General features: G+C 62.2%; 23 protein-coding genes and 1 pseudogene. 13 read left to right on the top strand and 11 right to left on the bottom strand.

Features of this window, described 5'->3' with window-relative positions:
• Positions 1-26: 26 nt before the first annotated feature.
• Positions 27-1,256, bottom strand: coding sequence for an MFS transporter (locus V7082_RS17890; RefSeq protein ID WP_334150725.1), 1,230 nt, complete (start codon positions 1,254-1,256; stop codon positions 27-29).
• Between the two features lie 212 nt (positions 1,257-1,468).
• Between V7082_RS17890 and V7082_RS17880 the strand changes: the two genes are divergently transcribed.
• The 4 genes and pseudogenes from V7082_RS17880 to V7082_RS17870 all read left to right on the top strand — a co-directional run bounded on the left by V7082_RS17880 (position 1,469) and on the right by V7082_RS17870 (position 3,533).
• On the top strand, positions 1,469-2,377 hold the full coding sequence (locus tag V7082_RS17880) for a LysR family transcriptional regulator (RefSeq protein WP_334150723.1): 909 nt from the start codon (positions 1,469-1,471) through the stop codon (positions 2,375-2,377).
• A 51-nt stretch (positions 2,378-2,428) separates the two neighbouring features.
• Positions 2,429-2,596, top strand: a complete 168-nt coding sequence (locus V7082_RS17875) for a hypothetical protein (RefSeq protein ID WP_334150722.1) — start codon at positions 2,429-2,431, stop codon at positions 2,594-2,596.
• A 12-nt stretch (positions 2,597-2,608) separates the two neighbouring features.
• A pseudogene (locus tag V7082_RS21610) lies at positions 2,609-2,962 on the top strand (2OG-Fe dioxygenase family protein); the annotation flags it as partial.
• On the top strand, positions 2,937-3,533 hold the full coding sequence (locus V7082_RS17870) for an RrF2 family transcriptional regulator (protein ID WP_334150720.1): 597 nt from the start codon (positions 2,937-2,939) through the stop codon (positions 3,531-3,533). The pseudogene V7082_RS21610 and the gene V7082_RS17870, both read left to right, overlap by 26 nt.
• Before the next feature lie 311 nt (positions 3,534-3,844).
• Here V7082_RS17870 and nuoF read toward each other — a convergent pair whose 3' ends face one another.
• The 5 genes from nuoF to V7082_RS17845 all read right to left on the bottom strand — a co-directional run bounded on the left by nuoF (position 3,845) and on the right by V7082_RS17845 (position 8,228).
• On the bottom strand, positions 3,845-5,119 hold the full coding sequence (gene nuoF / locus V7082_RS17865) for an NADH-quinone oxidoreductase subunit NuoF (protein WP_334150718.1): 1,275 nt from the start codon (positions 5,117-5,119) through the stop codon (positions 3,845-3,847).
• Positions 5,120-5,299: 180 nt separating this feature from the next.
• Positions 5,300-5,779, bottom strand: a complete 480-nt coding sequence (locus V7082_RS17860) for a nuclear transport factor 2 family protein (RefSeq protein WP_334150717.1) — start codon at positions 5,777-5,779, stop codon at positions 5,300-5,302.
• Positions 5,780-5,888: 109 nt separating this feature from the next.
• Positions 5,889-6,353 (bottom strand): cupin domain-containing protein, encoded by a 465-nt coding sequence (locus tag V7082_RS17855; RefSeq protein ID WP_334150715.1) that lies wholly within the window; start codon positions 6,351-6,353, stop codon positions 5,889-5,891.
• A 28-nt stretch (positions 6,354-6,381) separates the two neighbouring features.
• A complete protein-coding gene (locus V7082_RS17850; RefSeq protein WP_334150713.1) occupies positions 6,382-7,590 on the bottom strand; it encodes an NAD(P)/FAD-dependent oxidoreductase in 1,209 nt (402 codons plus the stop codon).
• Positions 7,587-8,228 carry an RrF2 family transcriptional regulator gene (locus V7082_RS17845; protein WP_334150711.1) on the bottom strand — a complete coding sequence of 214 codons (642 nt, stop codon included), beginning with the start codon at positions 8,226-8,228 and terminating at the stop codon, positions 7,587-7,589. The genes V7082_RS17850 and V7082_RS17845 overlap by 4 nt, the downstream gene beginning before the upstream one ends.
• 367 nt (positions 8,229-8,595) lie before the next feature.
• Between V7082_RS17845 and V7082_RS17840 the strand changes: the two genes are divergently transcribed.
• The 7 genes from V7082_RS17840 (at position 8,596) to V7082_RS17810 (ending at position 14,108) form a co-directional block, all read left to right on the top strand.
• Positions 8,596-9,240 (top strand): HD domain-containing protein, encoded by a 645-nt coding sequence (locus tag V7082_RS17840; RefSeq protein ID WP_334150710.1) that lies wholly within the window; start codon positions 8,596-8,598, stop codon positions 9,238-9,240.
• Between the two features lie 405 nt (positions 9,241-9,645).
• Positions 9,646-10,233, top strand: a complete 588-nt coding sequence (locus tag V7082_RS17835) for a nitroreductase family protein (protein ID WP_334150708.1) — start codon at positions 9,646-9,648, stop codon at positions 10,231-10,233.
• Between the two features lie 108 nt (positions 10,234-10,341).
• On the top strand, positions 10,342-10,761 hold the full coding sequence (locus tag V7082_RS17830) for a cupin domain-containing protein (protein WP_334150706.1): 420 nt from the start codon (positions 10,342-10,344) through the stop codon (positions 10,759-10,761).
• Between the two features lie 17 nt (positions 10,762-10,778).
• Entirely contained in the window at positions 10,779-11,234 is a 456-nt protein-coding gene (locus V7082_RS17825; RefSeq protein WP_334150705.1) for a carboxymuconolactone decarboxylase family protein, read from the top strand.
• A 49-nt stretch (positions 11,235-11,283) separates the two neighbouring features.
• Complete coding sequence (locus V7082_RS17820) at positions 11,284-12,252, top strand: NAD-dependent epimerase/dehydratase family protein (RefSeq protein ID WP_334150703.1); 969 nt, start codon at positions 11,284-11,286, stop codon at positions 12,250-12,252.
• 57 nt (positions 12,253-12,309) lie between these two features.
• Positions 12,310-12,741 carry a RidA family protein gene (locus tag V7082_RS17815; protein ID WP_334150701.1) on the top strand — a complete coding sequence of 144 codons (432 nt, stop codon included), beginning with the start codon at positions 12,310-12,312 and terminating at the stop codon, positions 12,739-12,741.
• 386 nt (positions 12,742-13,127) lie between these two features.
• Positions 13,128-14,108, top strand: coding sequence for a LysR family transcriptional regulator (locus V7082_RS17810; protein WP_334150699.1), 981 nt, complete (start codon positions 13,128-13,130; stop codon positions 14,106-14,108).
• Here V7082_RS17810 and V7082_RS17805 read toward each other — a convergent pair.
• Positions 14,089-14,409, bottom strand: a complete 321-nt coding sequence (locus V7082_RS17805; RefSeq protein WP_334150698.1) for a hypothetical protein — start codon at positions 14,407-14,409, stop codon at positions 14,089-14,091. The genes V7082_RS17810 and V7082_RS17805 overlap by 20 nt on opposite strands.
• A 338-nt stretch (positions 14,410-14,747) precedes the next feature.
• On the opposite strand from V7082_RS17805, the gene V7082_RS21605 reads away from it, so the two are divergent.
• A complete protein-coding gene (locus V7082_RS21605) occupies positions 14,748-14,987 on the top strand; it encodes a hypothetical protein (protein WP_442909817.1) in 240 nt (79 codons plus the stop codon).
• Between the two features lie 132 nt (positions 14,988-15,119).
• Positions 15,120-16,067, top strand: coding sequence for a LysR family transcriptional regulator (locus V7082_RS17795; protein WP_334150696.1), 948 nt, complete (start codon positions 15,120-15,122; stop codon positions 16,065-16,067).
• A gap of 30 nt (positions 16,068-16,097) precedes the next feature.
• On the opposite strand, the gene V7082_RS17790 is transcribed toward V7082_RS17795, so the two are convergent.
• The 4 genes from V7082_RS17790 to V7082_RS17775 form a co-directional block, all read right to left on the bottom strand.
• The gene (locus tag V7082_RS17790; RefSeq protein WP_334150694.1) at positions 16,098-16,319 is read right to left on the bottom strand and encodes a DUF2274 domain-containing protein; all 222 of its coding nucleotides are present in this window, start codon (positions 16,317-16,319) and stop codon (positions 16,098-16,100) included.
• Positions 16,319-17,566: a TrbI/VirB10 family protein gene (locus V7082_RS17785; protein WP_334150693.1), complete on the bottom strand. Its 1,248-nt coding sequence runs from the start codon at positions 17,564-17,566 to the stop codon at positions 16,319-16,321. Before V7082_RS17785 ends, V7082_RS17790 begins: the two co-directional genes overlap by 1 nt.
• On the bottom strand, positions 17,563-18,612 hold the full coding sequence (gene trbG, locus V7082_RS17780; RefSeq protein ID WP_334150691.1) for a P-type conjugative transfer protein TrbG: 1,050 nt from the start codon (positions 18,610-18,612) through the stop codon (positions 17,563-17,565). Before trbG ends, V7082_RS17785 begins: the two co-directional genes overlap by 4 nt.
• A partial coding sequence (locus tag V7082_RS17775) for a VirB8/TrbF family protein (protein WP_334150727.1) occupies positions 18,609-18,763 on the bottom strand: 155 nt, incomplete at its 5' end. The genes V7082_RS17775 and trbG, both read right to left, overlap by 4 nt.

The following is an 18,763-nucleotide window of genomic DNA, read 5'->3' as shown; positions in this document are numbered from 1 at the left end:
ATTGCATTGGTGAAGCTCCTCTAACTCTAGATGCGATTTTGCAGGATTGCCGCCCGCTGGCCGGACTTGGCTCGAAGGGTGCCTTCGAGCATCGGGGCCAGGAGGGTGCAGGCAATGGCACTGACGCCCAGGAATGTGGCTCCCGACGTCCAGCCGTAGGCTTCGATCGCGGATCCAACGGCGACAGGGCCGATAAGCTGCCCAAGATTGCTCCCTTGCATGAGCAGGCCCATCGTCATCGGCGCCAGCCTTGGACGTGGTGAAAGGATTGGAACGGACGAGATCAGCGTCGCGGGGATCAGCCCGCCAATTGCCGAGAATAGGACGCAAAGCGCGACGGTCGTCGTCTCGTCAGATTGGACGAGGAAGACCCACGCCCCGGAGGCTCCCATCAGTAGAGCGGCGATAATGACCAGGCGGCCGTGGCTAAAGCCCCGAGACAACAAACTGCCGGCCGTTATATTGCCTGCGACATTGGCGAGCGTGATGAGGGCGCTAAGGATGCCAGCCGCTCCGAGCGAGATGTTCAGGCGCTCGACGAGCAGGATCGGCAAAAAGCTGAAGAGCGTGAACATCATCAGGTTGTAGAGGGCGAAGATGACGAAGAGTAACACTGGCCCACGGCTTCTCACCGTGAGGGCGACGTCCTCACCGAAGTTGCCCTCGATGTCGTAAGTCTTGGTCTGTGACGGCGGTACAGTCGCGGTGATCAACAGTAGGCTGATCAGCGCGACGACTCCGTTCATCCACCAGATTGCCTGCCAGCTCGAAACGAGCGGGCCCGTGAGCAGCGCGAGCGCCATGCCCGCGGGCATGAAGCAGCTCCAAAGCGCAAAGACGACGTCACGCTGCCTTGACGATACGATGCGCATGAGGACAGCCGGGCCGGCCACCACCACAAGCACGAAGCCGAACCCCTCGAGAAAGCGAGATGCGATGAGCAGCGCAAACCACTCGCTCGCGGCACCGACCAGGATTCCAAGGATCAGGATCGCCATCCCGGCACAGAGCAATCGGCGATCGCCTATTCTCGTGACCATCGCGCCAGCGGGCATGCCACCGACAACGCCAATGATCGCAAAAACAGAGGTGAGCCAGCCGAGGTCAGCGAGGTCGAGGCTGAGGTCGGCCTGCAGCAAGGGGCTGGCGATCAACACCTTGCCAACCTGCATCGCAGCAACCATGCCGGCCGCGACGACAGTGGTTACCGCGAGCCAGTTGGTTCTGTATTGCGCGACGGTGACAAGCGCGGACATCAGTTTGTGCCCGCCTCGCGTGCACCTTCGCCAATGGCCGACGCCATCGTCTCGATGTGCCCGTAAAGCACGAGAACATTCGCCATTCGATTTCTCCTTCGGCTCGGAGCCTCACACGCGGCTACTGCTCCCGCTGGCCTCGGAGAAATGGGTGCTTTAATTGATCTACGGAAGTGATATCGTTTGGATCGAACCGATCTAAGGAATCGATCATGATAGATGCCCTGACCCTCGACCAAGTGCGGACGTTCGTGGTCGTTGCTGAAAGCGGAAGCTTCCGGTCAGGTGCGACACGCCTTTCGCGCGTCCAGTCGGCGGTAAGTCACGCCATCGCAAATCTGGAAGCCGAACTGGGGGTTTCCCTGTTCGATCGTACCGGCCACCGGCCGGTGTTGACACCGGAGGGGCAAGCACTTCTCAGCAATGCACGCGATGTCCTACTGCGCGTCGACGCCATGCGCGCCCGCGCGCGCGGCATGGGGGAAGGCGTCGAGTTGGAATTGTCGCTGATTGTCGACGTGCTGTTTCCGCTTGCGACTGTCGGTGGTGCGCTAAGAGAGATGAGGACCGTTTATCCCTCGGTGGCCATCAGGCTTGCTGTGTCGCCGCTTGGTGGTCCGCTGGAAGGACTGATCAATCGGCGTTTCACGCTGGGCATCATGGCCGGTGAGATTTTTCCCGATCCGGCGATCAGCCGGCGTGCCTTGGCCGAAGTCCAAATGATCGCAGTGGTCGCCGCCGAACATCCTCTTGGCCTCAACGCCGGGCGCGTCACTGTCGCCAGTCCTGATCTTGCTGACCATCTGCAAATCGTCCTGTCGGATCCTTCGCAACGTTCCGAGGGGCGAGACTTCGGGGTGCTGTCGCCGCAGACATGCCGTGTCAGCAGCCAGGACGCCAAGCATGCGCTGATTCTGGCAGGACTCGGCTGGGGCCGATTACCAGAATGGCAGGTGGAGCGGGATCTGGCGGAGGGGCGGCTCGTTCGCTTACCGACGGCCTCGCTTGGGAGAGACAGCCAACTCCCGATGGAAGTCTATCTTGTGCATCGGATCGATGAGCCGCTTGGGCCGGCGGCACGGGTCTTCGGAGACGCCCTCGCGCGCCTCTGCGGGAGATGAGAGCCTACCGTATCGCGACATATCCTGGCTCGCCGCGTGAGCCCGTTGGAGATGCCCGATCACGTCACTTGCGAGTTGAACGATCACGGCTTCGTTCGGATCGGCGCGGATCTGTTGAGTGACTTGGTCGGCCCGGAGGCGATGAGGGAGTGGCCCGACTTTAGGGTCAGTCGGGAAACGCTGCCGCTCGACGAGTACATGGCTGATGGCGGCGCTTAGCGGCGACGCAGATTTGCAGTCTTCCTAATCGGTCCCAACTTCGTATGGTGCAGAGCCCACAGATCCCACTATCAGGACCGCGGGCACAATCCCCTGAATGGTGGCATCGAACGCTGGTTTGCGTCCGTCGAGGACTCGCTTACCGACGGCATTGGTCGATCTGAACGGCAAGAAAGCAGCCTTGGTGTTCACGTCCGGCTACGCCGCCAAAGACGCGCCGGGCCATTATTGCGCGGATGTGTCGCGCGCCATCAGGCGCAGATCCGGGAAATCAGGACGAAGCTGATCGCTGAAGGACGACTCTGTTCGAGGACCAAGGCCTTGCCACCTTCTTGGGGGCTTGCCCGAGGCAACTCGGACCCTTAAAATCCTTGTTATGGCTCACATCGGTACCGGCGTCGAATATGGTTTGCACTGCCTCTTATGGTTGGTGGACCCGGAAACGGGACGCGCGAGCGTCCGCGAGCTTGCCGAGCTGCAGGGGATTTCCCCATCCTACGTCGCTAAGATCTTCCCGAAACTCGAAAAGAGCGGGATCGTCGCGGCGCAGGAGGGTCTGACCGGCGGCTATAAGCTGGCGAAGCGCGCCGACAAGATCACCGTGCTGGAGGTGATCGAGGCTATCGACGGCAAGAAGCCGCTCTTCGAATGCCAGGAAATTCGTGGCCGCTGTGCCGTGTTCGGTGACAAGGCTCCGCGCTGGTCGACCAAGGGCGTCTGTGCGATCCATGCGGTGATGTTGCGGGCCGAGCAGGTGATGCGCGAGGAACTGCGCCAGACGACCCTGGCAGATATCGCGCAGGCCGTGGGCCAGAAAGCCCCGGCTGGCTTTGCGGGCGAGATCCGCAACTGGCTCGCCGGTCGGGTGGATCAGCGGAGCCAGGCGCGGCTAGCCGGGATCGCTCATGCCAAGGAAGCTCGGCAGCTTGATTCCTGATCGGCAGACCACGCAGGTTTGCCCGCGCGGGTGGCGCATCCGTCTCCGATCGATCGACAGACGTGCGATGCTTGCCCTGGGTGATCAGCCGCGCGCTGCGCTGACCACGCAGGTATATCCACAGCCAGTTGAGGGCGACGCTGAGCCGCGAATGAACCCCGACGAGAAAATAGATGTGGGCGATGCCCCCGGTTGCGCGTCATTTTCTGCGCGCTGTATGACCTGCGCCGCCTCGACGATCATTGCGGGTAGCGCGCGGAATGCGGTGCGAGGCGGTGCCTTTTGGAGCTGCTTTCCCTTGGAAGCACGCATCAGGCTGTTTGTCGTTGCGCTATGCGCCTCTCAAGCTCAGGACGAAAATGCCGAATTAGCGCCTGGATCGGCCAGGCTGCAGCGTCGCCCAATGCGCAAATTGTATGCCCTTCGATCTGGCGCGAAACGGCGTCAAGCAGGTCGATCTCGCTCGGCTCGGCGTCTCCGGTGCAAAGGCGCTCCATGACACGCCACATCCAGCCGGTGCCCTCGCGGCAAGGCGTGCACTGGCCGCAGCTCTCATGCTTGAAGAAGCGGGCGATACGGGCAATCACGCGGACGATGTCGGTCGATTTGTCCATCACCATGATCGCCGCGGTGCCGGCTCCCGAGCCAAGCGCCTTCATACCGTCGAAATCCATCGGCGCGTCGATGATCTGCGCGGCAGGCACCATCTGCATCGAGGCGCCTCCCGGAATGACGGCGAGGAGATTGTCCCAGCCGCCGCGAACGCCCCCGCAATGCGTTTCGATCAACTCGCGGAACGGGATGCTCATTGCTTCCTCGACGACGCAGGCCCGTTCGACATGGCCCGAGATCTGGAAGAGCCTGGTGCCGGAGTTATTCTCGCGACCAAAGCTGCGGAACCACGCCGCCCCGCGTCGCAGGATAGTCGGCACGACGGCGAGCGATTCGATGTTGTTGACGGTGGTGGGACATCCGTAAAGGCCGACATTGGCCGGAAATGGCGGCTTGATGCGCGGGAGCGCCTTCTTTCCCTCGAGGCTTTCGAGCATCCCAGTTTCCTCGCCGGCGATGTAGGCGCCGGCACCGCGATGTACGTAGATGTCGAATGGATAGCCTGAGCCACATGAATCGTTGCCGAGCAAGCCGGCGTCATAGGCTTCGGCGATTGCCGCCTCGACCGTTTCCGCCGGACGGCAATATTCGCCACGAATGTAGATATATGCCGCGCGCGCGCGTATCGCGTACCCCGCGATGAGCGTACCTTCGATCAACTTGTGAGGATCGTGCCGCATAATCTCGCGGTCCTTGCACGAGCCGATCTCGGCTTCGTCGCCATTGACGACGAGGAAGCTCGGTCGCCCGTCGGGGCTCTGTTTGGGCATGAAGCTCCATTTGAGGCCAGTTGAAAAGCCCGCGCCCCCACGTCCGCGCAGGCCAGACGCTTTGACCTGGTCGATGATCCATTCCGGGCCTTGCGCGAGCAATGCTGCGGTAGTTGACCAGTCACCTCGGGCGCGAGCAGCCGGCAACCGCCAGTCCTGAAAACCGTAGAGGTTGGTGAAAATTCTGTCTTTGTCGGCAAGCACGGTTCGCTCCTGCGCTTATGTTGATTTCGGCGAGCCTCCTCGTCGGGGGCGACAGCTATTCCAGCCGTGCCCACGCGCCCGGGGCAAAGCCCCGCTCATGGAATGTCGGGACATTCGGCGCCGCTGTACTGCGATCCGGCGTTGCACGGCATGAAGGGATTCGTGCCGTGCGGCACGGTTTCAGTTGGTGCCAAAATCGAACCCCTTACCTTCGGGGTCGGAATGGACGTACCACGAGCCGCGCACGCGGAAGGTCGAGGCGGTCGCGTAGGTGTCCTCCATGCACTGGAGGTAGATAATCTTCTCGTCGACCACCTTCGCATGGATGGCGAAAGGCGATGTCGCGGCCTTGCCGAGCGTGGCGGAGCGATAGGTGAACTTCCCGAACACCGCGACATGCTCGCGCTCGCCGAAGATGTCCGTCACTTCGAGTTCCTCGACGTTCCAGTATTGGAAGATGCGGTCGAACGTGTCGATGATCGCGTCGACTGCGCGAGGGCCTTGGGTGGTTCCCGTCCAGGGAAGGAGCGTCTTCAGCTCGGGATGGTCGAAGTTCAGCGAGACATAGACCGCGTCGGGGGCAATCAGCTCCCGAATCACATCTGCGTTCGTGATGTTGTCGATCAGCTGTTGCACGATCTCCAATGGTTTCCGGCTCATGGCTTTATTCCTTTCCAGCACCTTAAGAATGGAAACCGCGTCCCCCGAACCGGGGACGCTGCGCCTGCGGCGGCGCGGGCAAGACGGATCGAGCCCGCGCGGCCGAGGATCACTTATCGACGAGGGTCACGAGATCCTTGTCGTTGGTGTCGACCACGAAGATCGCGAGCAGCGTGGCCGGCTCGGTCTCGCTGGCATTGTCGCTGATCGGGTGGTGGGCACCGGGGCGCTCAGACCAGCTCTCGCCGGCCTTGAACACCTTCGTCTCGCCGTCATCGACCTTGCTGCGGATCGCGCCCGAGACCACGAAGCCGTTCACGAAGGCCGACTTGGGGTGGATGTGCGCCGGCGTCTTGCCGCCCGGCGGATAGCTCACGATCAGGCCGACGATGCTCTTTCCCGGAATGTTCGGGATCGGGCGATTGAAGGCCGTCGTGATCGTCTCGCGCGGAGCGGCCTGTTCGTGCGCATGAGCCGGTTGGCCCGCCTCTTGAGCAATTACAGCCGACGCCGCTACGGTGGTCAGGGCGATCGGTCCGATGATCGTCGCCGCGAGTTTCCAAAGGTGTTTCATCTTTCTCTCCTCAGTTGTGTGATGTCGGTCAGGCGACGACGATGCGGCGCGGGTCGGCCGCCTCGAGCGCCTCGGCGCGATCCGAGCTCGGCGGGTAGATCCACTCGGTGTTGATCCGCGTCTTGAGCGCCTTGGCCTCAGCGCCTTCGAGCATCACCTCGCGGTGCCAGCCCTCGGTGTAGACCGCGCCCCAGGGGCCAAGGTCGAGGCAGGTAACGTATTTGGGCTGGCTGTAGGGGATCGGCTCCACCCCCAGCAGCGAGGCGGCCACATTGTGGCCTGCTGAGCGGCCGAGGTTCATGGCGTGCTGGCACGACATGGCGGCGTAGTTGCCCTCGTCATCGGTCGCGGCGTAGGCGACATCGCCGGTCGCGAAGATGCGCTCGGAGCCCGGCACGAACAGGTTCCGATCGACGTGCAGGCGGCCGAAATTGTCGCGGGGCGCGTCGATCTGCGCCGTCAGCGGGCTCGCCCGCATGCCGGCAGTCCAGATGACCGTCTTGGCCTCGATCCGCTCGCCGGACTCGGTGATGACACCATCCGCATCGACGGAGGTGACGCCCGCGCCGAGCTTCCACTCGACTTCCAGATCGGTCAGCGCCTTCAGAATGACCGGCCGCGGGCCAGGCCCGAGGTCAGGGCCGATGTCGGGCGCGCGCTCGACGATGATGACGCGGACCTTGGTGTCCTCGCCCAGCGCCTCGCGAAGGCGGTCCGGCATCTCGGCGGCCGTCTCGATCCCGGTGAAGCCGCCGCCGGCGACGACCACCGTGTTGCGCGCGACGCTCGCGGGCAGCTTGGCAAGGTTCTTGATGTGCTGCTCGAGTTCGGCCGCCTCGTCGAGCTGGTCGACGCTGAAGCTGTGTTCGAGAAGGCCAGGGATCTCGGGCCGGAAGAGCTTGCTGCCCGTGGCGAGCACCAGGCGATCATAGCCGATCGTCGACTTGGCGCCGGCTTCGTCGACCACGTCGACCTCGTGCGCATCGGTGCGGATCCGATCGACCCAGCCCTGGATGAAGCGGACGCCGACATTCTCGAAGATCTCGAGGAGCGGCGCGCGCATCGTGCCCGCGTTGACCTCGTAGAGACGCGGCCGGACGTGGAGCTCCGGCTTCGGAGCAATCAGCGCCACCTCGACGTCGTCGGTCTTGCCGTGCTCGTCGAGCAATCGCACCGCGCCGAGCGCGCTCCACATGCCGGCAAAGCCGGCACCTATCACCAAAATCCGCTGTGTCATTTCAGTTCTCCTCTGTTGTCGTCAGTCATCACATCCCCGGGCGGCGCTTCGATGCTGTGCGCCGGCCAGGAATTCGGGTGTCCCAGGGCATCGGCCGGGCGCTCGCTGGCGCGCGACCGGCGGCCGTAGTGGGCGGTTCGCTCGCGATGGCGTTTGGCGATCCAGTCGCCGACCTCGCCTGGGAAAGTCAGCGGCACCTTCCGATCCAGGATGCGCGCGAGTTCGCCGATGCTGGCGCTGGCCAACTCCTCTCGCATGCGTGCCTCGGCGCGCAGCATGACGGCGTGGACGGCGCAGACGCCGTCGGTCGACCAGGCCGGTGCGCTGTCGCCGAAGACGGCGCAGCGGCTTCGGATGCCCTGGCACTCGAACAGCGGCTGCTTGCCGTCGATCGCCTCGACGACGTCGAGGACTGAGATCTCGTCGGGGTCGCGTGCGAGCCGATAGCCGCCGCGGATGCCGTCATTGGCGCTGACGATGCCAGCCTTCTCGAGCTTGGCGAAGATTTTGGCGAGATACGCGAACGGCACGCCCTGCAGCGCGGCGAGATCGCGGCTGCTCAAAGGCTGCGCGCACGGCTCAACGAGCCAGAGCAGGCAATGCAGGCCGTATTCGTGACTGGTTCCGAGGTATGTCATAACTCAGACTATACGTGTCCGCGTTATGCTGCGCAAGCCTACCAAGACACACAGAGTCCGAGTTATGACTACCGCCGTGGGAGAACGTGAGGAGCGGAAAGGCTTGGAAAATCGTCAATTTTTGAGCGTTGTCGTGCTGGTGGGGTTCTAGCTTCGGGGCCCTTCCTGGCTTGATTTCGGGTGCGGCTGTCTTGATTCGCTGTTTCGGTTTGATTGTGGCCAGCGGGGCATCCGGTAAAACGGAAAATAGGGATCGTGCCGTATCCCGCTGCAATCCCCTCGTCGGCGCGATCCCGCTCGAAACACTGCAGGCCTGAGGCGTGCTGATTCACGCATCGGCGGTGCCTTGCCTAAGAGGAGTAACACGATGTCCGATATCATTGCCGGGGTCCGGGTGCCCGATAGCGCCATTGCCCGCGCCGCGACTCAATTGGTTCGCGACACCGAGGACGACCTGCTTTTCAACCACAGCCGCCGCGTCTTCTTCTGGGGCGCTCTCACCGGCGATCGGCGCGGGCTCAGGTATGATCCCGAACTGCTCTATCTCGGTGCGATGTTCCATGACATGGGTCTGACCGAGAAGTATTCGAGCCCGGACCTGCGCTTTGAGGTGGACGGCGCCAACGCAGCTCGGGACTTCATGAAGAGCTACGGCGTCAACGAGCGCGACATCGAGGACGTCTGGACCTCAATCGCGCTCCACACCACGCCGGGCGTTCCCGAACATATGCGCCCGACGATCGCACTGGTCACCGCCGGTGTCGAAATGGACGTGCTCGGCATCGCCTATCACGACTTCACGCACGAGCAGCGCGATCACGTCTGTGCTCACCATCCCCGCGAGCGAAACTTCAAGGAAGGGATCATCGATCACTTCGCGCAGGGCATCATCAAGAAGCCCGAGACAACCTTCGGCAACGTCAAGGCCGACGTCCTGGCGCTCAAGGATCCCGATCACTTCGTTCGGGGCAACTTCTGCTCGATCATTCTCGGATCAGCTTGGCCGATCTGAAATGAGACGGCGGGGATAGTCGCGCGCCCGGTGCTCCGGCTTGCGGAGCGCTTGACCACCCTGATCCAGGGTCAGCGCATCTAACATGATCGATCCGTTAGATCAGTCTGATGCAAACAATATCACTTCCACAGATCGCTTTAAGCGCCATCATTGGATTGGATGGAACGGCTTCAGCGAAGGATGCAGCAAATGACAGATAAATCGGAAATGTCCCCCGCGGCGTCACATCGAAAACTGCACCAAAGCCGATCCCGCCTACGGAGCAGGCGTGGCGAAAGCTCTCGGTCTCTGAAGACTTTGAAAGAGTGCTGTCGAGCGCTCTCTCGAACCGCCGCCGAGACGTTCGGCGCATCCGCACGCCGAGCGTCTGGTCAATACGATTGAACCTGAAAGAGGGAATATATGCTCGAACTCCTGACAAAGCGCCGTACGCAATATGCGCTCGGCCGCAATCTCAATCTCACGGAAGACGCGATCGACCAGTTGATCCGCGATGGGATCCGCAATTCACCGTCCCCGTTCAACTCGCAAAGCTCGCGCGCAATCATCCTCTTCGGGGACGAAAGCCAGAAGTTCTGGAACATCGTGAAAGACGAGGTCCGCCCTCTCGTTGCGCCGGACATGCTGGAAGGCTCGATGACCAAGATCAGCAGCTTCGCTGCCGGCGTCGGCACGATCCTGTTCTTCGAAGACCAGCAGACGGTACAGGATCTCCAGAAAGAATGGCCGATCTTCGCCGAGCACTTTCCCGACTGGTCCGAACAGTCCGGCGGCATGGCGCAGTATGTGGTGTGGACCATGCTCGCGAACAAAAACATCGGCGCCAGCCTTCAGCACTACAATCCGATCGTGGATGCGAAGGTCGCGGCTACCTGGGACGTTCCGTCCTCGTGGAGACTTCGCGCGCAGATGCCGTTCGGTTCGAACGAGGCGCCGTTTCCCGACAAGGAGTTCATGCCTGATGCCATGCGTTTCCGCACACATCGGTGACGCTCGAAAAGGAGTCGACGCACGCCAGCGTCGACTCCAACGCGGCACGGGCACCGCGCGGATAGCGACCACAGCGTTCATCCGCGAACTTCAGTGAAGGAGATACCCATGAAGATCAGCACCGTCATCACCGCGACGTCCGTCGCCATTGCCTTGTCGATGGCCGGCCCTGTCGCCGCCCATGACATTAAAGCGGACACGGTCACGAAGAACTTCGAGGCAGCCATGCCCAATATCCCGGGCAAGTCGCTGATTGTCCTGGAAGTCGATTATGAGCCCGGCGCGGCGTCCGCGCCCCACACCCACGCGAAGTCGGCTTTCATCTACGCCTATGTGATTTCGGGCGCGATCGAGTCGAAGGTGAATGACGGCGAAACGCGCATCTATCGCGCAGGCGAAAGCTGGTTCGAACCGCCGAACGCGAGCCATCCGATCAGCCGCAATGTGAGCAAGACTGAGCCGGCGAAGCTGCTCGCCGTCTTCGTCATCGACACCGATGACAAAGCGCTGACCACGCCTGTCAAATGACCTGAAGGAAGAGAAAGGTGACCAAACGACTCGACTATAACCAGATCGCGCCGAACGGCGCCAAGGCGCTCGGCGGCGTGTATGGCTATGTCATGCAGAGCGGACTGCCGGCCGAGCTGGTGGAGCTTGTCTATCTGCGCGTGTCGCAGATCAACAACTGCGCCTATTGCCTGGACATGCACACACGCGACCTCGCGAAGAAGGGCGTGCCGATCGAGAAGCTCGCTCTGGTTCAGGCGTGGGAAGAAGGCGGCAACCTCTTCAGCGACACCGAGCGCGCCGCCCTGGCCTGGGCCGAGACGGTGACGCGTGTGGCCCAGACCGGTGTGCCGGACGACGCATACCAGGCGGCACGCGCGGTCTTCGGCGAGAAGGAGCTGGTCGACCTCACGATCGCGATCAGCCTGATGAACGCCTACAACCGCATGGCGATCAGCTTCCGTAATACGCCCCAGGCGGCCACCAGGAACTAGCGAGGCGCTCCAGTCCCGGTAGCGCTCCAACCTCGAAGGAGTTTCTGCCATGAAAATCTTTGTTGCTGGCGCTACCGGTGCGGTGGGCCTTCCCTTGGTACGCGCGCTGCTCACCCTTGGTCACGACGTCACGGGCATGACACGCACTGGGCCAGGTGTCGATCGGCTGCGTGAAGTCGGTGCTTCAGCATCTACCGCCGATGCGTTCGACCCAAAGTCGGTGCGCGATGCGATCGCAGCCGCTGCGCCGGATGTGGTGATCGACCAGCTTACCATGCTGCCCGCAGATCCTGCCGACCTCATCAAGTCCATACCAAACGACACGCGGCTCCATAAAGAGGGCGGCGGCAATCTCTTCGCCGCGGCGGAGGAATTGGGCGTTGGTCGCTATATTCTGCAATCGCGTGGTTTCTATCTTGACGCTCCCGTGGGGCAGGTCGCGAACGAGACGGCTCGACTTCGCTACAATGCGCCTGGCCCGATCGGTGAGAGCACGCGCACGATGGGCGCCTATGAAGACCAGGTCTTAGGCTCAACGGCGCTACAGGGTGTCGTGCTGCGCTACGGATTCTTCTACGGGCCGGGCACCTGGTATCGTCCGGACGGCGCGATCGCGGAACAGCTTCGCAACGGCAAGGCGACGATCATCGGTGATGGTGCGGCGGTGTGGTCGTTCGTCCATATAGACGACGCGGTAGCCGCGACCGTGGCGGCGGTGACGGCCGAACCCGGAACGTACAACATTGTCGACGATGATCCGCTGCCCGTGTCCGAATGGATGCCGGCGTTCGCCCGTTGGGTCGACGCGCCCGTGCCGCCTCGAATGAGTGTGGCGGACGCGCTGGCGGTCGCCGGCGAGGAAGCGGTCTACTACCACACGAGCCTGACCGGGGCCTCCAACTTTCGAGCCAAGGCGACGCTTGGTTTCACGCCGCGTCGGCTGCTCTGGGCGAACAACGCGCACGGGCCCCGGTACACGCGAGACATGCGCGTATCGCAGACTGCGGGACACGATTGATCTAGCCGACGAGCCGCAGGGTTCGCCCTGCACCAATTCACGAAAGGAGATCCTATTATGACGACAACACCTCGTATTGAGCCCGTTGACTCGCTCAAATTCATCAACCCGCCGGGCCTCTACGACCCTCGCCCCAATTCCTACTCTCACCTTGCCGTGTTTCCGGCAGGATGGCGCATGATCTTTCCGGCCGGACAGGGCGGCGAAAACGCTAAAGGGGAATTGCCCTCGAGCTTTGCCGAGCAGCTTCGCCAGGCACTCGACAATACCGAGACCGTGCTCGCCGCTGCCGGTGCGCGCATGTCGGACGTGGCCAAGTTCAATCTGCTCATCGTCGATCACAGCGAGGAGAAGTTCGACGCGGTTCGCAAGGAGTTCGACCGCGTATGGGGCGAGACAAAGCCCGCCTGGACGTTGATCCCCGTCCCGGCGCTCGCGCTGAAAGGCATGTTGGTGGAGATCGACGTGATCGCGGTGGTGCCACATTAGATTCAGGGGACGTCCAAAGGTTCTGAGTGTGGCGGACACGCTCACAGTCTCCGGCGTTCAACGCACGATCCAAGGCGAAGCTTGGTTTCACGCGCCGTCGGCTACTCTCGGCGAACAGCGCGCGCTGATCGAAAGCATCAATCGCAAATAGGCGACGGGGCCGTGCCACAGGTCCAGTCGCTTTTTGCAATCCGATTGGAGCGATTTTCGCGTCGCTGTGCCGATCGCATCGCCGGAGCTCTTGCCGCGCAGATCGAGGCGGTGGCTTGCCGCGCTCGGCAGTCTTGCGATGACAGGATCAAGAGCTGATCCATGTGCGTCACGACATTTCTCATTTGCGGGTCGTCGACGGCCCGCGAGGGCCAATGAATTAATGAATGAGCACTATGAGCGATCCTATCGAAAAGCTTTCCTGGGACGATCTTCGCATCATACGCGCGGTCGGCACGAATGGAGGCCTAGCCGCTGCGGCCGACATCTTGGGCGTCAACAGTACGACCATCGCGCGGCGATTGTCCAAGGTGGAGGAGACGCTGGGCGTAACCCTCTTCGACCGTCGCCGAACGGGATATGTGACCACCGCCGCAGGTGAGGAATTGATCGCACTCGCCGAGCGCGTCGAGCTAGACGTCGTGAGCGTTGCCCGTCGCGTCTCTGGTCATGTTCAAGGCTCTGTTGGCGACCTCCGCATCGCGACAAGCGATTCCCTCCTCCTGCATTTTCTGACGCCGATGATTGCCGACTTCAAGGCGGACCACCCCTCGATCAGGGTTGAGGTGATCGTGGGAAACAGCCCGTTGAACCTGGCGCGAGGGGAATCGGACATCGCGATCAGAGCGACCGACAAGCCGCCCGAAAATCTCTTTGGCAGGAAAGTCGCAAATATTGCTTGGGCCGCCTACGTCAGCCGTTCCAACGGCCTTGCGCCCGCGCGCGACACAGGTGTGCTCTGCGAACGGCCATGGGTCTCTTACAGTGGAAAGCTGTCCGACCTCAAAGCCTTCCGCTTTGTCGAGAACCGCGTGAACAATGACAATATTGCCTACCGGACGGATTCGGTGGCTGGCGCCGCAGCAGCGGTCGCCGCCGGTCTGGGCGTGGGCTTTTTGCCTTGTATGCTTGGTGATCTATCACCAGATCTCGTACGCGTTGGGCCGATCGAGCCTGAGCTCAGTGGCGAGTTATGGCTGCTGACCCACCCGGACATCCGAAAATCAGGTCGGATATACGCGTTTATGACACACTTTGTCGCGGCGATGAGCAAGCATAAAGACCTCGTCGAGGGGCTTCGTGGGACGAGTTCGCGTCACTCGGCTGCGACGAAGTCCAATTCGGATTCGCTATTGTTCAAGACAGAACAGCCTTGAAGGCGATCTCGATGAGAAATTCAGGATGGGCCAGTCTGGTGGCGCCGATCAGATTGCTCGCGAGCTGAGGGCGCAGGGTGCCGTCGGTTTCCATGCGCACCTTGCCTGCAACAGCAAACGCCGTGCCCACATCCGGGACGTAGGGCGTCTCCTCCACGACGTTGTTAGCGTCGCGCGGAAGCGCGAACGGAACTTGATGGCATTGTCGTAAGCCGCCCGCATCTGCTGCTCCACCATCGAAACATCCGCCGATTACCGGACTCGCCGAGACCCGCGGGCGCAATGAGGTTGCCGTTGTCATAGTGGCTGACCTAGCCCGGCACATAGATGGTATCGCCAACCTTGATCGCCTGCGCGCATCCGTAGGCAGCTTCCCACAGCGCACCGAAATTGGGCGGCTTCTCTGCTATTTGCTCCGTTCAGCTTGTCCTGCTTGGAACCAGGGTTCGGGAGCTCACTGTCATTCTGAGCAGGAATAATCGCCAGATTGCGAACGCCTCTCAAACTGCATTCGCGCCGGACTAATCTCGCTCAAATACTGCTCGCGCGCGAAGCAACGCTTCACTAATCATTTGAGCCGCATCCGTGCGGATGCGGCCGCGTGAGTGCGAAGTTCGACGCAAGGGAAGGATCCCCGGCTTGATCGCCAGCGATATTCACGTCATCCGTGGCGGCCTCAGACGCAATATGGAGCAGCGTTGGGATGGGGTGCCCAACCTCGCCGACGCGATGCAGATGCTGAAGGCTCAAGTTGCGCGCACGCCCTCGCCCCAGGGGATTCCCGTAGACGGCGTTGACCGACTCGACCAGGCGACGCTCAACGCTTTCCATATTCGAAGTGCGCCGCCGATCGTGCGGCACCTTTTGCGTGCCGTATGACCTTGCGGCGCTTCGCATTGTTAATGTGGGTAGCGCCCTTCGAGTGCAAAACATTCGCAACACTGGCTGCCGCCTATCTGGATGGATTTCTGATCCGCACGGAGTATCGGCCTTCGTCCATGTGCTAGGCCCATGGCCATATCGCGGCGTGACAGACTGCGGGCTTTTGGGTTGCGGCATCTGCGCTATGTCATCGCGGCGGCAGACCATGGAAGTTTCCGAAAAGCCGCGATAGCAATTGGCGTCCAGGAATCAGCCATCAGCCGGCGCATTCGCGATCTGGAGGACGAAATCGGCGCTGCGCTGTTTGTCCGCAGCAGCAATGGTGTCAGGCTTACACATGCGGGACAGCTCTTCATCGCGCGGGCGCGGAGGGCGCTGAATCAAATCAACTATGCCGCTATCGACGCCGCGTCATCCGGTCGAGGAGAGACCGGCAGGGTCCGCATCGGCATATTCACTTCACTCGCTACGGGCTTCCTGACGCAGCTGTTTCACGCCTTCGTTGACAACAATGGAGACGTCCGCCCCGAATTCGTTGAGGGCGGTCCGGCCGCGCATATAGCGGCGATCCAGCATCATCAGCTCGACGTCGCATTCCTCACGGGAAGACCGACGGCCGAGGGGTGCGATATTGTGCATCTATGGAATGAACGCGTGCTGGTCGCGATCCCCGAGAAACATGAATACGCCGCGCAGACCGAGGTCACATGGGACGACTTACGAGATCGGCGATTCATCGTCAGTGAGAACGACCCAGGTCCAGAAATTCATGATTATCTCGTGAAGCATCTCTCAGATCTCGGACATCATCCGAGTGTCGAACGGCACGCGGTCGGCAGGGACAATCTGTTGAACCTTGTTGCAATGGGGCAAGGTCTGACATTGCAGAGCGAAGCGACAATCGGCTCGCAGTTCCCAGGGGTTATCTATCGGCCGTTGGCTGGCGCGGTGCTTCCATTCAGTGCGATCTGGCTGCCAAAGAATGACAACCCCGCCCTGCGACGGCTCTTAAGCCTGGCGAGAGACATGTCGCGCAAGTCAAACGCCATCATGGCCCCCGGACTGATTTCGAAGTGAGCTGGCCCCGGTCCTCGACGCAGCCAACACCTATTGATTCCCACGGAGCGCTTTTCGAAACGCTCGATCGGTCGCCATAAACCGCTCGAGCATTGGCGCGATGAGCTTCGTCGGATCAGTGACGGGTTGCTGCGTATCGCGACCGAGGATCTCCGCATAAGCGGCCAGATCGCGATGGAGAGAAGCTGGAAGCTCGACAGTGACCTTCACAGGCTTTTCATCAACGATCGTGCCGAGCTTCAACTTCGTCATCAGGATGCTCCATAGGGTTCCAAGACAAGGTCGCGCGTCACGATCACCCGCACAGGAAATCCGGGACGGATGGTGAGCGTCGGTGCAACGTTCAGCTGTCGGCGGACGATCTGTTGGCCAGCATCGTTGATCGTGTCCTGGCCGCCGTTGCGGATGGCGCGAAGCAAACGATCATCATCGTCAACGGCAAGTTCCGAGCCAATGCTAAGGAGCGTGGAAAGCCCCGCGGCCTTGGCGAGATCCCACCAGTGATAGTCGACGCCGTCCTGCAGGCCGGCGTAGCCTTCGGCATCGGCTCCCGGCTGCCGCTCGAGTACGATCGAGTGGCCGTTCGGGAAGATCAGACGATTCCAGACGAGCAGAACGCGGCTCTGCCCAAACTGCACATTGTTGTCGTACTGACCGATAACGCGCGTTCCCTGTGGCACGAGAAGGATGCGCCCTGTCGGGCTGTCATAGATGTTCTCGGTGACTTGGGCGGTGATCTGTCCGGGGAGATCGGAACGAATGCCCGTGATGAGCGCGGCTGAGATGACGGCGCCGGCCTGAAGGACATAAGGCGACGCCGGCGCGGCTACGCGATCCGGCGAGACCGTCTTGCGATCGACCGCCGCATTGAGAAAGGCATTTTGGCGGTCTTGGGCCGTGGGAGTCGCCGGCTGCGGCGCAAGACCGAGGTTGTTCAGATTCGGCACGGGCAGCGCTGCAGTGTCCGTCGACGCGGGTGCGACGGAAGCCGGCGGGCGGTTTCCCGTGGTGGTGAAGAGGCGCGCGGTCCTCGCCGCTTCCAGTTCTTGGAGGCGTCGTTGCTCTTCTGGGCTGACCCCCGGGGTTGGCGCCGAGACACCGGTGGCCGGCACGGGCTGACCGCGTTGCTGTGCGCCGAGTATCGGGCGCCCGAGGTCGCCCGGGAGTGGCGGCCCGAGCTGAGGCACGCCGCTATAGTCTCGCGGCAGGCTGGCAATGCCGTCCGCGGTTGGACGGTTGTCAGTGGAATAGAGCTCCTCTGGCGCGCGGCCGCTGTTGCGCGTTTGGAGCGCATAGACCAACGCTCCGCCGATCGCCACGCTCGCGACCAGGCCGAGGCTCGCCAGGACCTTGCGGGACAGCCGCGTGACCCGCGGAGGTTCCGCGCGCAGCCGCATCGCGGCCGGGCTGAGTGGCTCGCCCGTCAACGGCTGGGCTTCTTCCTCCCGCCCTTCCCTTTTCTCCGGCCCTTCCTCTTCGCGGGGATCGGTGTCGCTCACGACGCAGGCCTCCCATCGGTACGGACGATGCGGACGCGTTTCTGGCGCTCACCGGATCCGAAGCGCAGCTCAGCAGCCGCGAACAGGCGATCGACGATAATGTGGTGGCCGCGCACACGGAAGTTTACGAGCTCGGAGGTGTTGCCCTCGGGCCCAACAACGAACAGCGGCGGCATCTCGCCCTGACCGATTCCGCGCGGGAACTCAATGAAGACCTGGCGACCGTCGTCGAATGCGCGCAGCGGACGCCATGGCGCCCGATCTCCCTCGATGGCGTAGCGGAAATTGACGTTCGCGAGGTCGACGCCACTCGCCACCGGTTGTGCGGCTTGCGCCTCGCTGTTTTGTCGCCTCAGAGCGATGAGCTGGTCCTGCGGATATTGCCAGGAGACGGACGCCATATAGGTGCGCTCGGTCGATCGCAGCTCCATGTGATAAGTACGCAGGTTGGTGTTGATGATCAGGTTGGTCATCAGCTCCGGCCGCGTCGGCTTGACCAGAATGTGGACCTGCTGGGTGGCGCCGGAGCCACTCAGCGTATCGCCGATGATCCAGCGCACCGTGTCGCCAGCGGCGACCGGACCGGAGCCGACGAGCTGCTCGCCGGGCTGGAGCGCGACGTCGGTGATCTGACCGACAGCGGTATAGACCTGATAGAGCGCGCCCTGCGTAAACGGATAGACCTGCATCGAATTGATGAAGCCGTTGCGCACCGGCTGCACCCGGGCAGCCGCGTTTGCCTGGTTGACCCGTGCTGCGGGATCGGCAGGCTCGGACGTGCGCCGCGATTCCTCGACGGGCTTCATCTGGCCGGGCAGAGGCAGAGGCTTGGGAAGCTCGACGACTCTGACCGGTGCGGGCGGTTCGACGGTCTGCACGGCGGGCACCGCATTGTCGTAGGAGATTTCGGGGGGCGGATTGGTGGTGGCGCAGCCGGCGAGGGCCGTCGTCGCAAGAAGCACGATCGGCAATACGCCGCGGCGTGAACGTGTGAATACGAAGATGTGTGAAGCCGGGCTTCCGGCTTTACGGAAAGACGGTTTCATTGCCCAAGCTCCCGTGACCAGTTGATGGCGTTGACGTAGATTCCTAGGGGGTTCTTTCGCAGCGTGTCGGCGTTGCGCGGCGTCTGGATCACGATGGTCAGGATCGCGGTCCAGCGCTCGGTCGTGGAGAGCTGGCCGTTCTCGTAGTGGC

The organism is Hyphomicrobium sp., from assembly GCF_036833075.1.
Classification (GTDB): Bacteria; Pseudomonadota; Alphaproteobacteria; order Rhizobiales; family Hyphomicrobiaceae; genus Hyphomicrobium_C.
Note: the sequence above shows the minus strand (reverse complement) of the source record. Positions and strands in the feature narration are given on the sequence as shown.